Origin of the sequence: Pilimelia anulata (genome assembly GCF_014647895.1) — a bacterium.
Taxonomy (GTDB): domain Bacteria; phylum Actinomycetota; class Actinomycetes; order Mycobacteriales; family Micromonosporaceae; genus Pilimelia; species Pilimelia anulata.
The window spans coordinates 188,668-203,376 of sequence record NZ_BMQB01000008.1 but is presented as its reverse complement, the minus strand read 5'-3'; the positions used below and the strand labels follow the sequence as shown (position 1 = coordinate 203,376).

Annotated in this window: 10 protein-coding genes and 2 pseudogenes; 4 read left to right on the top strand and 8 right to left on the bottom strand. The window is 76.1% G+C overall.

Annotation, left to right across the window (positions count from 1 at the left end; translation table 11 throughout):
- The first annotated feature begins 73 nt into the window (after positions 1–73).
- Both IEY94_RS18090 and IEY94_RS18085 read left to right on the top strand, forming a co-directional pair.
- Positions 74–1,060 carry an aliphatic sulfonate ABC transporter substrate-binding protein gene (locus IEY94_RS18090; protein ID WP_189171386.1) on the top strand — a complete coding sequence of 329 codons (987 nt, stop codon included), beginning with the start codon at positions 74–76 and terminating at the stop codon, positions 1,058–1,060.
- Positions 1,057–1,893 carry an ABC transporter permease gene (locus IEY94_RS18085; RefSeq protein ID WP_189171385.1) on the top strand — a complete coding sequence of 279 codons (837 nt, stop codon included), beginning with the start codon at positions 1,057–1,059 and terminating at the stop codon, positions 1,891–1,893. The genes IEY94_RS18090 and IEY94_RS18085 overlap by 4 nt, the downstream gene beginning before the upstream one ends.
- Positions 1,894–2,085: 192 nt before the next feature.
- On the opposite strand, the gene IEY94_RS18080 is transcribed toward IEY94_RS18085, so the two are convergent.
- Complete coding sequence (locus IEY94_RS18080) at positions 2,086–3,144, bottom strand: M14 family zinc carboxypeptidase (protein ID WP_189171384.1); 1,059 nt, start codon at positions 3,142–3,144, stop codon at positions 2,086–2,088.
- 730 nt (positions 3,145–3,874) lie between these two features.
- Between IEY94_RS18080 and IEY94_RS18075 the strand changes: the two genes are divergently transcribed.
- A complete protein-coding gene (locus IEY94_RS18075; protein ID WP_306341610.1) occupies positions 3,875–4,825 on the top strand; it encodes a LysR family transcriptional regulator in 951 nt (316 codons plus the stop codon).
- Between the two features lie 225 nt (positions 4,826–5,050).
- Here IEY94_RS18075 and IEY94_RS18070 read toward each other — a convergent pair.
- Positions 5,051–5,848, bottom strand: a pseudogene (locus IEY94_RS18070) (SDR family NAD(P)-dependent oxidoreductase).
- Between the two features lie 135 nt (positions 5,849–5,983).
- Between IEY94_RS18070 and IEY94_RS18065 the strand changes: the two are divergent.
- A pseudogene (locus IEY94_RS18065) lies at positions 5,984–7,228 on the top strand (dicarboxylate/amino acid:cation symporter); the annotation flags it as partial.
- Positions 7,229–7,428: 200 nt separating this feature from the next.
- Here the strand turns inward: IEY94_RS18065 and IEY94_RS18060 are convergent.
- The 6 genes from IEY94_RS18060 to IEY94_RS18035 all read right to left on the bottom strand — a co-directional run bounded on the left by IEY94_RS18060 (position 7,429) and on the right by IEY94_RS18035 (position 14,658).
- Positions 7,429–8,151: a hypothetical protein gene (locus IEY94_RS18060; RefSeq protein WP_189171382.1), complete on the bottom strand. Its 723-nt coding sequence runs from the start codon at positions 8,149–8,151 to the stop codon at positions 7,429–7,431.
- A gap of 1 nt (position 8,152) precedes the next feature.
- Positions 8,153–10,603, bottom strand: a complete 2,451-nt coding sequence (locus IEY94_RS18055) for a DNRLRE domain-containing protein (protein WP_229784238.1) — start codon at positions 10,601–10,603, stop codon at positions 8,153–8,155.
- Between the two features lie 222 nt (positions 10,604–10,825).
- On the bottom strand, positions 10,826–12,022 hold the full coding sequence (locus tag IEY94_RS18050; RefSeq protein ID WP_189171380.1) for an outer membrane protein assembly factor BamB family protein: 1,197 nt from the start codon (positions 12,020–12,022) through the stop codon (positions 10,826–10,828).
- A gap of 66 nt (positions 12,023–12,088) precedes the next feature.
- Complete coding sequence (locus tag IEY94_RS18045) at positions 12,089–13,213, bottom strand: hypothetical protein (RefSeq protein ID WP_189171379.1); 1,125 nt, start codon at positions 13,211–13,213, stop codon at positions 12,089–12,091.
- 177 nt (positions 13,214–13,390) lie between these two features.
- Positions 13,391–13,546, bottom strand: a complete 156-nt coding sequence (locus IEY94_RS18040; protein WP_189171378.1) for a hypothetical protein — start codon at positions 13,544–13,546, stop codon at positions 13,391–13,393.
- Positions 13,531–14,658 carry a glycosyltransferase family 2 protein gene (locus IEY94_RS18035; RefSeq protein ID WP_189171377.1) on the bottom strand — a complete coding sequence of 376 codons (1,128 nt, stop codon included), beginning with the start codon at positions 14,656–14,658 and terminating at the stop codon, positions 13,531–13,533. The genes IEY94_RS18040 and IEY94_RS18035 overlap by 16 nt, the downstream gene beginning before the upstream one ends.
- Positions 14,659–14,709: the final 51 nt, after the last annotated feature.

The window sequence follows — 14,709 nt, the reverse complement described above, 5'->3', positions numbered from 1 at the left end:
GCGGGCGATACGGTCCCGGTCCGAAAGCGAACCCGCCGCCCGCCCGGGCGGCCGTACCCGGGCGGAGCCCCTCATGACCATCGACCTCGGCTCCGGCGCGCGCCGGTGGCGCCGCGCCGGCACGGCCGCGCTGGCCGTCCTCACCCTCGTCGCGACGGGCACCCTGGCCGGCTGCGCCGACGACGAGCCGGCCGGCGGCCCGGGCGACCCCGGCGCGCTGCGGGTCGGGTACCAGCGGTTCGGCGGCCTGAGCCTGGTCAAGGCGCGGGCGGCGGCGCCGGCGGCGCAGTGGTCGCTGTTCGAGAGCGGGCCGGCGCTGACCGAGGCGCTCAAGGCCGGCGCGATCGACATCGGCCAGACCGGCGAGGCCCCGCCGATCTTCGCCGCGGCCGGCCGGATCCCGTTCGTCGTCGTCGGGACCAGCGCCCCGGTGCCGAAGGGCGAGGCCGTCCTGGTGAAGAAGGCCCGCGGGTTCCGGACGTTCGCCGACCTCAAGGGCAGGACGATCGCGCTGAACAAGGGCTCGAACGTGCACTGGCTGCTGGTCAAGCTGCTGGCCGCGCACAAGCTGACGCTCGCCGACGTCAACGTGAAGTATCTCAAGCCCGCCGAGGGGCGCCCCGCGTTCGACAACGACCAGGTCGACGCGTGGATCATCTGGGACCCGTACTTCGCCCTGGCCGAGCGGCCCGACGTGCAGATCCTCGCCGACGCCACCGGCCTGGCCGGCAACCGCGAGTACATCCTCGTCTCGCCGGGGGCGGCGCGGGGCAAGGCGGAGCTGCTGCGCGAGTTCCTCCGCACGTACCGCAGCACCACCGACTGGGGCATCGCCAACCCGGCGGAGCGGGCGAGGGTGCTCGCGCCGGAGCTGAACATCCCGCTGGACGTGGCCAGCCGGGCGCTGTCGCGCAGCGCCCAGCCGCTCGCCCCGGTCACCCCGGCCATCGGCGACGAGTTGCAGGCCATCGCCGACGGGTTCAGCACGCTGAAGCTGATCCCGGAGCCGATCGACATCAGGTCCCGGATCGACCCGCAGTTCGGCGAGGCGTTCCGGTGACGGTCGCGCCGCCGGCCGCGGGGTCGCCGACGACGACCCCGGCCGCGGCTCGGGCAGCCGCCCGGCCGCGCCGGCGGCTGCCGCGCTGGCAGCGGCTGGCCAGCCCGCTCGCCATCGCGCTGGTCTGGGAGGCGGCGGCCCGGGCGGGCCTGCTGTCGCCGGAGAAGCTGCCCGCCCCCAGCGCGGTCCTGCGCACCGGGTGGGCGCTCGCCGCCGACGGCACGCTCGGCGCCAACCTGGTCGACTCGCTGACCCGGGCCGGCGCCGGCCTGGCGATCGGCGGCGGCCTGGCGCTGATCCTCGGCACGGTGTCCGGGCTGCTGCGCCGCGGCGACGACCTGATCGACCCGCCGGTGCAGATGGCCCGGATGCTGCCGCACCTGGCGCTGGTCCCGCTGCTGATCATCTGGATCGGCATCGGCGAGCCGCTGAAGATCACGCTGGTCGCGCTGGGCTCGTTCTTCCCGATCTACTTCAACACGTACGCCGGCATCCGCGACATCGACGAGCGGCTGGTCGAGGCGGCCCGCTCCTGCGGGCTCGGGCCGCGGGCCCGACTGCGGTACGTGGTGCTGCCCGGCGCCCTGCCGGGGGTGCTGCTCGGCGTGCGGCTGGCGATCGGCGCCGCCTGGCTCAGCCTGGTGGTGGGGGAGCAGACGAACACCCAGAGCGGGATCGGCTTCCTGATGATGGAGGCGCGCGAGTTCAGCCGCACCGACGTGGTCGTGCTCGGCCTGTTCGTGTACGCGCTGCTCGGGCTGCTGTCCGACCTGGGCGTCCGGGTGCTGGAGCGGCGGCTGCTGGGCTGGCGCCGCGGCCTGCGCGCGGGGTGAGAACGGCGGGCCGGTCCCGTGGCGGCGGCCCGGCCCGACCGCGGCGGGCCGCCGACGATCGAGGTCGTCGGCGGCCCGTTCCGGGGCGGCCCCTTCCCGGCCGGCGGCCCGGAACGGCCGGTACCGCCCGAGGGCGCGGTACTGCGGTGGCGCGGTGCGCCCGGCGGCGCCGGGGGTCGGGCGGGCGGTTGCCTAGGCGGCTTCCGGGTCGGGCAGCACCCGGGCCACGCCCGGGTCGCCCATCGCCAGCGCGCGCGGCGGGATCGCGTCGGCCTTGGCCGGGTCGATCTGCTCCAATGAGCCGTCGGCGGCGCCCTTCACGATGGCGATCATCGAATTCAGCGCCGACTCGATCTGCGACTCCTCCTTGCCGGGCAGGTCCGACAGCTCGACCAGCAGCGACGAGCTGCCGCGCAGCCCGTACGCGTTGCGGGCGATGCCGTCCAGCTCCTCGCCCGGGTACTTGGTGACGTTCGCGCCGCCCGCGGTCATCGTCGCGTGGGTGAGCACGGCGAGCTGCTTGCCGCGGTTGCGGGCCTCGGCGGTCACCTTCGCATGGGTCGGCCAGAGGATCGAGGACGTGATCACCTTGCCGTTCGGCGAGGTGAACTTGCCCTGCATGTGGTAATCGACGACGATCCGCGGCTTGGTCTCCAGCCACAGCCGCTGCATCGCCGCGGCCTCCGGCGCGGGGTTCTTCTCGGGCGCGGTGGTCGGGTGGTGGTACCGGTTGATGTCGTACCCCTTGCCCGCCTCGCCCCACTGCGGCTTGGCCTTCGGGTCGTAGTTGTACCGCCACTTGCGCGCCTGCCCGTCCGGGTTGGCCCGCACGACGATGTCCAGCGTGATCCTGCTGAGCAGCCAGCGGGTCCACTCGGTGTCCTCGACGCCGACGGCCCGGAGTGCCCGGACGGCGGCCGGGGTGCCCAGCGGCTCGTTGCCGTGCTGCTGGGTGACGAAGCAGACGCGGACCGGGCCGGTGCCGACGGTCGCCCGCTTGATCGGGCGCTTCTCGTTGGTCGTCCCGATGGACCCGATCGTGACCCGGCCGCCGCTGGCGGCGGCGATGTCGTCGAGCTGCTTGGTCAGCTCCTCGTTGCTGGGGTCGTCCGGGCCGAACCGGGCGGCGCCGGCGGCCAGCTCGGCGGGGCCGGGGGCGGCCGGCGCGGCGGGCGCGCCGAGGGCGGGCGCGGGGGCGGCGATCAGCAGGCCCACGAGGGCCGTGGCGGTGATCCGGGTGGGGGACCGCATGTGGAACCTCCTATTGATTCCCATGGATGCGTCAGCCTAACGGCGCGCGCGCGGGAACTCACCGGTTCGGCTCCCACGACAATTCCACAGCACGGGCTCCGGCGACGTCACTGCGTGCACATCACCGTGAAACGCCGAATCGCCGTCGATCGATACGCTATGCGTACGGATCACGGCGGTCCGGACAGCGCACAACCGCATCGCGCGCATCAATGCGCGCCCGCCGGCGGGCATGCCGAGGGTGGCCGGGATCCGGTGCCGTCCCTTGGCACCGGACCCCGACCGCTCGGTGAACGCGCGCCGCCCGTCGCCGGTTCGGGGCCGGGCGGCACGTCGATAGTGGTCCACCGATCCGGGCGGCCGGGCCGTCGCCGGCCGGCCGCCCCGACGGGGGAGCGTCAACACATCGTTCCGGGCAACCGCATGGCGGCAGGGAAGCGCCGGGCCGGGTGCCACCCGCACCGGACCGGTTCGACGACTCCCGTCCGCCCCATCCGCCGGACGATGCCTCGGCCACCCCCTCGCCGCGCTCCTCGACCCGGCACCGCCATGCCGGCCGACCTGGCCCAATGCCGCTGCCCCGGGGCGCGTCGGGGGAGAGCTGCGGGCCGTGCTGCGTGATACGGTCCCGGCCAGACATCCGCGTACGATCGGGCGACGTACACCTCGGAGCAGCCGGCTCATTACTGAGCGAGATTCTGACGGAACTCGGCTTTTGAGGGAAATAACTATGGCGCCGTCCCCATACGCTGCGCGCATGGATGTGCAGTTGCGACATGTCCAATCATTCATTGCGGTCGTGGACTCCGGTACGTTCACCGACGCCGCCACGGCGCTCGGGGTGTCCCAGGCCGCGGTGTCGCGGTCGATCTCGGCACTGGAGACCGCGCTCGGCGTACGGCTGCTCCAGCGCACCACCCGGCACGTCGAGCTGACCGCCGCCGGCCACCGGGTCGTGGCCCGGGCCCGGCGCATCCTCGACGAGGTGCACCACCTACAGCAGAGCGTCGAGGACACCGACACCGAACTGCGGATCGGCTACGCCTGGTCCGCGCTGGGGCGACATACCCGGATACTCCAGCGCCAGTGGGCGGCGGCGCACCCGCACGTCCCGCTGGTGTTCGTCCACGCGAACACCCCCACCAGCGGGCTGAGCGAGGCCACCGCGGACATCGCGGTGATCCGCCGGCCGTTGCAGGACTCGCGGTTCGACACGGCCCTGGTCGGGGTCGAGGCCCGGTACGCCGCCGTCGCCACCGACAGCCCGCTGGCCCGGCGGCGGTCGCTGATGCTGGCCGACCTGGCCCGGTACACGGTCGCCATCGAGTGCCGGACCGGGACCACCACGCTGGAGCTGTGGCACCGCGAGTCGACGCCGGTGGCGACCCGGGTGACGCACGGCGTGGACGAGTGGCTGACGCTGATCGCCGCCGGCCAGGCCGTCGGGATGACCTCGGAGGCCACGGTCAACCAGCACCCGCGGCCGGGGATCGCGTACCGGGTGGTCCGCAACGTCCCGCCGATCCCGGTAAGGCTCGCCTGGTGGCGGGACGACCCGCCGCCCCGGCTGAGCGAGCTGATCGCCCTGATCCGGACCAGCTACGGCCGCATCCCGCAGGCGCCCCCGGGCGCACCGCCCCCGGCGGCCGTCCGGGAGCCGGGCGAACCCACGCCCGCCTGACGCACGACCGACCGACCGCAGGACCCGCACGACCCCGCCCCGGGCCCCACACCGCGGCGACCACCCGAACCGCACGCACCCCGACCGGCCCTCGCGGGCCCCCTCGGCATGCCCGCGACCGGCACCCGGCCCCGGGGCGGGGCGCGGGCGGCGCCGCCGGTCAGCGCGGCGCCGGTCATCGGCCGGCCGGCGCGAGCCGGTCATCCGCCGGCCCGCGCGGGCCGGTCAGTAGTGGATCGGGCCGGTCGCGCCGCCGCCGGCGGCGATCGCGTCGCCGTTGATCGCCACGCCGGCCGGCGAGGCGAGGAAGGCGACCACCGCGGCCACCTCGTCCGCGGTCACGGCCCGGCCGATCGCCGTACCCGCGGCGAGCCGCCGGGCCGCCTCGTCGGCCGGTACGCCCCACTCGGCGGCGGCCGCGGCGACCCTGGCCGGCGTCCGCTCGGTCACCGTGGCGCCGGGGTGGACGACGGTGACGTTCACCCCGTGCGGGCCCAGCTCGTCGGCGAGGTTCTTGGTCAGCGCGACCACGCCGGCGTTGCGCAGCGTGGCGACGAGGTTGCCGGCCGACCGGACGGACAGGCCGCCGATGTTGACGATCCGCCCCCAGCCGCGGGCGACCATCGCCGGGGCGACCGCCCGGGCGGTGCGCAGTTACCCGGTGACCTTGACATTCACGTCGTCGACGAGCTGCGCGTCGGTGACCCGCGACGGCGGCACGCCCTGGCTCAGCCCGCCGGGCGCCGCGGCGTTGTTGACCAGGATGTCGATCCCGCCGAGGCGCTCGGTGACCGCGGCCACCGCCGCCCGGACCGAGGCGTCGTCGCCGGTCTCCACCGGCACCGCGACCACCCGCCCGCCCCGGCCGGCCAGGGCCGCCGCGGCGGCGTCCAGCCGGGCCCGGTCCCGGGCGGCGATGGCGACGTCGGCGCCCTCGGCGGCCAGCGCCCGGGCGATGGCCAGGCCGATCCCGCGACTGCCGCCGGTCACCAGCGCGCGCTTGCCCGTCAGCTCCAGATCCATCGATGCTCCTCCCGCCCCGGTGGGCCCATTGTCAAAACCCTAGTTCTACGATAGGAAAAGCATGCTATACGCCCGCCGTCGGCGCGGGTACCCCGAGACAAGGACACCCCCATGGCCATCGCCGCCCTCCGCCCGCTGCGCCGGACCCCCCTCTGGGCGCAGCTCCTCGCCGGCCTCGTCGCCGGCGTCCTGCTCGGCCTGCTGGCCCGCGGGCTCGCCCTGGACTGGCTGACCGAGACCCTCGCCCGGGTCGGCGCGATCTTCGTCCAGTTGCTGAAGCTGGCCGTCCCGCCGCTGGTCTTCACCGCGATCGTGGTGAGCGTGGCCGGCCTGCGCGGGGTGGCCGGCGCGGCCCGGCTCGCCGTCCGGACGCTCGGCTGGTTCGCCCTCACCGCGCTGCTCTCGGTCGCCGTCGGCATCGGGCTCGGCCTGCTGCTCGACCCCGGCCGCGGCCTCGCCGTCGACCCCGCCGCGAAGCCGCCGGAGTCCGCCGGCGGCTGGACCGACTTCCTCACCGGCATCCTGCCGAGCAACGCCGTCGGCGCGTTCGTCGAGTTCAACGTCCTGCAGATCGTCTTCCTCGCCATCGTCACCGGCGCGGCGGCGCTCGCGGTGGGGGACCGGGCCGAGCCGTTCCTGGCCGTCGGCCGGTCGGTGCTGGAGATCGTGCAGAAGGCGCTGTGGTGGGTGATCCGGCTCGCCCCGATCGGCGTCGCCGGCTTGATCGGCAGGGCCGTCGCCTCGTACGGCTGGGACCTGCTCGCCCCGCTGACCCGGTTCACCGTCGGCGTGTACGTCGGCTCGCTGCTGGTGCTGTTCGGCGTGTACCCGCTGATCCTCGCCCTGGCCGCCCGGCTCAACCCGGTCCGCTTCTACGCCGGCGCCTGGCCGGCGCTGGAGCTGGCGTTCGTGTCCCGCTCCTCGCTCGGCACCCTGCCGGTGTCGCTGCGGGCCGCGCGGCGGCTCGGCGTGCCCCGCGACTACGCGTCGTTCGCCGTGCCGTTCGGCGCCACGACCAAGATGGACGGCTGCGCCGCGGTGTACCCGGCGCTGGCCGCGATCCTGGTCGCCCGGGTCTTCGGCGTGGACCTCGGCCTCACCGACTACCTGCTGATCGCCTTCGTGGCCGTGGTCGGCTCGGCGGCCACCGCCGGCCTGACCGGCGCGATCGTGATGCTCACGCTGACCCTGTCCACCCTCGGGCTGCCGCTGGCCGGGGTGGCACTGCTGCTGGCGATCGACCCGATCCTGGACATGATCCGGACGGCGACCAACGTGGGCGGCCAGCTCCTCGTCCCGGTGGTGGTCGCGGCCCGCGCGGGCATCCTGGACCGCGCGGCCTACGACGGCACGGCCACCCCGACGGACCCCGACCCCGCCGCCGACGGTACGGGCGACCCCGCCCGTACCGCGGTGCCGGTGGGCGCCACCCCGGCGGACGCGGACGCCCGCACCCCGGCCGTCCCGGACCAGCGCCGCGGCACCGCCGACGCCACGACCACCCACCCGGCCTGACCCCGCCGCGCCCGCGCGACGCCGGTGTCAGGCCGGCGCCGCGCGGGCGCCACAGCGATCGGGGGTCACGGTTCGGTGGGGAAAGCCCAGGAGGCCAGGGCGAGAGCGGTCGGTGCGCCGCCCTCCGCGACCGACCAGGCCCCGGCCAGCACCAGCAGCCGGCAGCCCGCCGGCGGCGTGAACCGCACGGTGACCCGGCCGCCGGTCGCGGTGTACCCGCACGGCCCGGCACCGGCGCACTCGTGCAGCCGCGGCGCCCCGACCGGCAGCCCGCGGCCGTCCACCGCCGAGTAGGTGAGCACGTCCACCGTGGCCGGCGGCGCGGCCGTGTCGATCCGCAGCCGTACCGGCACACCCGCCGCCAGCGCGACCGCGCCGGCGCGCGGGACCCCGCGGGTGCCGGCGGCGTCGCTGCGCCCCCGCCACTGCGCCCGCACCAGCAGCCCCCGCACGGCAGCCCCGCCGGGCCGCAGCAGCACGACCCCCGGCGGTGCGTCCGGCGGCGGCACGTACTCGCGCAGCGGCACCCCGCCCGACCCGCCGCCGCCCGGCGACCCGGCGCCCCGCGGAGCCCCGCCCGGCGTCCCGGCACTGCCCGGAGACCCGCTGCCCGGCGGGCCCGGTGGGTCGCCGGCGCAGCCGGTCGGGAGCAGCAGCGCGAGCAGCAGCGGCCACGCCGCCCGCCCCGGCAGCGGGTGCCGGGGCGAGGCGGCGGACCGCCCCGCGCGGGCCGGCCGGAACGGCCGACCCGCGGCGGAGCCGGGCGCCCGCGGGCGCCGCAGCGTCATCTCACCCTCCCGGCGTGCAGCTCACGGTCGTGCGCGAGCGGGACAGCGCCGCGTGGTAGCTGCTCCCGGACTCGACGCTGATCTGCGAGGTGGTGCCCCGGTACGTGCCGGCCGGCCGGCCGATGCAGGACGGGCTCGCGGCCGTGCTCCTGATCGTATCGATGCCGGTGGTCCGGCGTACCCCGGAATCGCCGACCAGGGTCCAGCCCCACTGGTCCATCCGCAGCAGCCACGTCCGCGCGCTGAGCGTGCTGACGTTGGCGTCGCACGAGCCGAGGCCGTGCACCGCCACCGTGCCGGCGGTGCCGGCCGCGCCGGAGCCGCGCGGGTTGTCCAGCGCCGCCGTGCACCGGGCCGGGCTGTACCGGATCGTGCTCGCCGAGGCGCCCTCGTCCCACGGCGGGACGTTCGACGACGACGTGGACACCCAATCCTCGGACGTTTCCATCTGGCCGGTGCCGCTCGCGCCGCCGCTGGGCACCGGTTCGAGCGCGGCGAGCGCGTCGGCGCCGACCCGGAACCGGTACGCGCGGGCCGGCGAGTCCACGCCGAGCGACGACCGGGCGACCACGGAGAGCACCTGGTCCCCGCTGGTGGTCGGCGTCACCGTGACGGCGACCGGGTTGGCCGGGTCGGCCGCCACCTGCGTCGTCGCCCCGCCGTTCAGCCAGTACGTGTACGTGGCCACGTCCGGCATCCCCGGCGGCGGGCTGATCGCGAACGTGCCGGCGCTGCCGGCCGGTCCGCCGCCGGCGTTCTCCGGGTAGTCCAGCGAGGAGACGTCCGGGACGGTCGTGTCGACGGTGAACTCGCACCAGTCCGACCACGGCGTCTCGGCGCCGGAGTCGGACGCCCGGCTGCGCCACTTGTACGTGCCGAGGTGGGCGAGCTGCCCGCCCGGCACCGCCGCCGTCGGGGTGAGCCGCAGGTCGGCGTCGGCCAGCGTGGTGCTGCCGAGCGGGGCGGTGCCGTTGACGTCCCACCACTCGACCGTCACGTCGGCGGTGGTGGAGTCGCTGTCGCTGTACTCGGCGGCCAGCGCCGGCGTCGCCGTGTTGACGACCGGCCGGCCGGCGCCGGTGGCGCAGGCGCCGCCGGGCAGCATCGCGTTGGCGACGAACCGCGGGTACGAGGTGTAGACCACGACCAGCTTGGGGTTGTTCGAGAAGGTCTTGTACCCGCGGGTGTCGGTCTCGCTCGTCGCCTTCAGTCCGATGTTGACGTTGTTCCAGCCGTTGAGCTGGGAGTTGCGGGCCAGCGACGTGACGTCCAGCTTGACCGTGCCGGGGTCGGCGCAGCCGGGCCGCCCGAGGTTCGTGGTCGCGCTGGACAGGATCTTGTTGATCCCCGGCTGGCTGTTCCAGGTCGTCGTCAGCCCGGGGGAGCTGGTCAGCGAGTACGCGCTGAACTCCATCGGGACGCACGACGCCGAGTACTCCAACTGGAGCTGGAGCTTGGCCGAGACCAGGTAGTCGGAGGGGGTCCAGGGGATGTTGTCGGCGTTCTCCACGAAGTACGACCGGTACTTGGTGGCGCCGGCGTTGGGGGTGCCGATCGGGGCGTCGGCGCCGGAGTTCCAGAAGTTCGTGTTGGGGGTGGCGGAGCTGGTGTACGTCCAGTTGCGCCGGGGGGCGGTGTAACCGGGGTCGATGTATACCGGGTACGTGGTGTCCGGGTCGGCGAGCATGGCCGCGTCCGGCACGATCGACAGGCTGTCGGCGGTGACCGCGACGGCCATCTCCTCCTCGACGCCGTGGTGCGCCGGGTCGGGCTGCCCGCCGGTGTCCCGGTGCGCGTCGGCGAAGTCCTGGTCCCACATGGTCGGGGTGGCGCCGATGAACAGCTCCGCCCCCGTGGCGTCGGCGACGGTCAGGTTCCCGGCGGCGTCGGCGCGCACGGTGGCGTCCTCGCGGACCATCGGGAAGGTGAGCCGGTCCAGCTCCGGGTTGGCCGCCGCGGCCTCGCTCTTGACGACGAGCTGCTGGGCGTACCCGTCCACGTCGGCCCGCAGCCGCAGGTCCACGCCGGGCAGCACCTCGGGGTACGTGGCCGTGTCGCCGTCGAGCACCGGTGTCGGCAGCGCGCCGAGCGGCGAGCCGAACGCCACCGTGCTGTCCTCCTTGGCCAGCGCCACCAGCGGCTCGGTGCCACCGCCGGAGAACGCCATGTCGGCGGCGGCGGCCCGCGGCCCGACCGTCCCGTCCGGCCGGACCTCCAGCGTGGTGTCCACCGGCACCCAGTCGCCGTCGCGCTCCAGCCGTACCGGCCGGTAGTGGTGCGACCACTCGACGGTGCCGTCGGGCAGCGCCCACGCCTCGTCGGTCTCGGTGGTGAGCCCGGTGATCCGGACCCGCTCGCCGCCGGCCCGCGCCGCCGCGACCGCCGTCGCCTCGTCCGGTGCCGCGTCGGTGCCGGCCGCGCGCGCCGGCACGTCCAGCATCGTCACCATCATCGCCACGGCCACACCGGCCGTAACCGTCCTACCCGTACGCATAACCCGCCAACGGGCGCCGGACCCGGCAGGGGCCGACTGCCCACGTGAAGCAATCACGAATCGCTCCTTCGTCCATCTGATCACGACGGCCATCCATGGCCGCCCCCATGCCGGATCAGACGGCGGGGCGAAGCGATAACTGAGTTCTCTTCGACGGATGATGATCCACGGGCGCCGGCGTCAGGGCGCGAAGACGGTCACCCGGTCCGTTCCGGTGCGCGCGTACAGCCGGCCGCCCGCGACCGCGACCGGGGTCAGCGGGCCGGCCAGCGCGGAGCCGGCGGCGACCCGGGCGCCGGTGGCGGCGTCGCGGACCACGAGCGGGCCGCCGGCTACCGGCGCGTAGACCAGGCCGCCGGCGCGCAGCGGCCGACCGACCCGGCCGCCGCACGGCACCGACCAGCGCAGCCGCCCGTCGCGGGCGTCGTACGCCGCGAGCCGGTCCCCGATCCCCAGGTACACGCGGCGGCCGTCGGCGGCGATCCGGTCGCTGACGGCGTCCACGCTCCACTGCGGGTCGTCGCCGCCGGGCGCGTGCGCGGACAGCGACCAGGTGGTCGCATCGCCCACGTAGTACTGGCCGCCGGGGGCCGCGGCGAGGTACGTGAACCAGCCGTCCCGCCCGCCCCAGCGCAGCTCACCGGTCGCCGTGTCCAGGCCCCGGAACTCGCCCCGGTGCTCGACCAGCAGGGTGTGGTCGGCGACGACGGTGCTGACGATGCGGTGCGTGTCGGCGTCGCCGTCGCGGGTCCACCGGACGCGCCCGTCGGTGATCCGGTACGCGGTAATCGTCGGACCATTGACGTTGTCGCCGCTGACGATGACGTGGCCGTTGTCCACGATGACCCGGTCCGTGGCGGTGTCGTCCCGCGCGCTCCACCGCCGCGCCCCGGTGCCGAGGTCGTACACGGTGACCAGGCCGTCGGCGGCGCCGCCGTCGGAGCGGCAGGGCCCGCGCCGGGCGGTGTGCACGAGCAGGTTGCCGGCGATGACCAGGCCGGTCGGCGCGCGGTCGGCGGCGGCGGTGGCCCGCCAGGCGGGGGTGCCGTCGCCGACCCGGCGCGCGGCGATGCCGTCGGCGTCGGCCGTGACGGCCAGGCCGGCGCCGATCACCGGGCCGGCGGTGCCGCAGGCGCCGGGGCGCAGCGGCAGCCGCCAGCGCGGGGCGAGCCGGCGGACGCTGCCGGCGTGGAGCACCGACTCGTCCGGGTTGTAGTGGGACCCGCCGGCGTCGTAGCCCGGGGCGGGCCAACCCGGCGCGGCGGCCGGGCCGGCGGGCGCCGCGGGCGCGGGGCGGGCCGGCGCCGCGGTGGCGGGCGCGGCGAGGACGGCGAGCAGGGGCGCGGCGGCCAGGGCCGCGCCGAGTGCGTTCGGCATGATCTCCCCCGGGAAACGACAGCCCGCCCACGATAGCCGGATTCAACTATTTGAACCTCGTTTGTCTCACATGGGGGACGGGTCGCCGGCCCGCGCCAGGTCCGCCGCCCGCCAGCGGTACGGGCCGCCGGGCGGGCCGACCGCCCACCACAGCGTGTCCGGCCCGGCCGCCACGACCGCGACGCCGCGGTCGACCTCGAACAGCCGGCCGGTGGCCAGGTCGACCAGGCGCAGGGTCACCGTCCCGCGGCCGGGCTCCGGTACGCCGACGGGCTCGAACCGGTCGGCCACCGCGAGGTCGGCGATCACCTCGGTGGCGTCGGCGCCGGCGACCCGGCGCCGGTCCCGGCCGTCCGGGCGCATCAGGTCGACCCGGCCGGCGCCGCTCTCCTGCCCCACGACCACCCGGCACCAGGACGGCCGGCAGCGCGCCGACTCGGTCGGGTCGGTCGGCACCACCCGGCTGGTCCGCCGGCGCACGTCGTACAGCACCGTCGGGATCGACACGTCGCTCTCGGCGCTGGTCAGGTACGGCCACGCCGTCGGCGCGACCAGCGGCGGCACGGTCCGGCGGCGCACCGGGCCGCCGGCCAGCGGCACCGCGCGCAGCTCGGCCGGCGTGCGGCCGCGCACGCCGCCGACCGCCCAGTGCACCCAGTGCACGGCGCCCTCGGCCACCACCAGGTCGAAGGCGCTGCCGCGCAGCACCGGGTTGCCGGCGTCCGCGGCGAGCAGCCGGGCCGTGCCGGCGACCGGGTCGCCGAGCAGGATCGCGGTCACGTTGACGCCGCCGGGCGCCGGTACGGTCTCGGCCCACACCACCGCGCCCGGCCCGGCCGGGGCGAAGCCGGCGAAGTCGGGGTTGCGGGCGGCCGGCACCCGGCGCAGCTCGACCAGCCGGCCGTCGGCGTACCGGGCCAGCACCCGCTGGGCCAGGCCGTCGGGCGTGGGGGCGGTGCCGATCGCGCGGTCCGCCGCGGGGTAGAGGCGCGGCGCGAACGTCGTGCCGTCCGGCAGCCGGTCGGCGGCGGGCGCGGAGACCACCGCGCCCGGCAGCGCGCCGGCCAGCGGGGCCGCGCCGGCGGCGGGCGGCTGCGGCGGCCGGGGGAACCCGGCCAGCAGCGCCGCGGCCGCCAGCAGCGCCGCGGCGGGGCCGGCCGCGACCAGCGCCCGCCGCCGGGTTCCGCCCATGCGCACCCCTCGCCGCCCGATGTGCCCGTACCGCGGACGGTAGCCGCCGCGGCCGGCTGCGCGCGTCGCCCGTCCGGCCGCCCGTCCGGTCGGCGGGCGACGCCCACCCGGCCAGTGAAACGGGCGGGCGCGCCGCCGGCAAGCCGCCGCCAGAGAGCGCAACTGGACGGGCGGGGCTCAGTTCTCCCGGCGCGGGACGAACCGCAGCAGCGCGCCGCCCAGCCCGATCAGCGCGACCGCGCCGATCAGCAGCCAGATGATCGAGATGCCGGTGTCGGCCAGCGCCGCCAGACCGCCCGCCGCGCCGACGCCGCCGGTCACCTTGCCGTACATGGGGCTCCTTCCGGGTCGGGGGGCGCCCAGCGCTGGTCGCTGCGCCGGGCGAAGCGGTAGCAGGCGGCGATGAACACGAGCTGCTGGAACAGGTCGTACGCGATCTCGATCGGCGCGCACAGCGCCACCGCGGTCGGCCGCGCGCCCCGGCCCCGGCAGGTCCACACCCGATCGGCGAGGTACACCAGGAACACCCCGATCCAGAACGGCTGCCAGCGCAGCGACCCGGCGTCGGTCGCGGCGATCCCGGCGATCAGCCCGAGGTACAGCAGGGAGAGCAGGGTGACGAACGCGGTCCAGCAGGTCTTGGTCAGGTACGGCCAGGTGGTCCGGTTGAGCCCGTGGTCGCGCAGGTTCTCCAGGGCGCCGCGGCGCCAGCGCACCCGCTGGTGCCACAGCTCGCCGAGGGTGGCCGGCGCCTCGGTGTACAGCGCGCACGCCTTCGGCGAGACGATCCGGTAGCCGAGCCGCTGGATGGCCAGGCTCAGCTCGTTGTCCTCGGTGAGCACGCCGGTCTGGTAGTACCCGGTACCCGGCAGCCGGCCTTCGTCCCTGGCCCGGCGGACCTCGCGCAGCACGCCGACCCGGAACATCGCGCCGGCGCCGGTGAGCACGTTCGCCCGGGCCAGCGGGCGGCGGCTGATCTGCCGGACGTACCGGGCGTACTCGTTGCCCTGCACCACCCGCAGCAGGTTGTCCTCGGTGGCGGCGTAGAAGCTGCCGCCCACCCCGCCGACCGCGGGGTCGGCCAGCCGCCGCTCGGCCTCGGCGAAGAACACCGGCGCCAGGGTGGTGTCGGCGTCCATCACGAACACCGCGTCGTCGTCGCCCAGCTCGGCGTCCAGCAGCGCGAGCCCGTGGTTGATCGCGCCGGCCTTGAGGCCGGGGTTGATCGGCATCTCGATCACCCGGGCGCCGGCCGCGCGGGCGACGGCGGCGGTGTCGTCGCGGCAGTTGTTGACGACGGCGACGATCTCCTCCGGCGGGCGGGTCTGCCGGCGCAGGCTGTCGATCGTCTCGGCGACGGTGGCGCGGCGGTGCACCGGGATCAGCGCGTGGATGCGCCGGGGCCGGTCCGGGGGTGGCGGGGCGGGCGGGCGGGTGGGCGGCATCCTCTCTCACCCCATGACTCGGGGCGCGCCGCTGCGCGGGCACCCGGGATC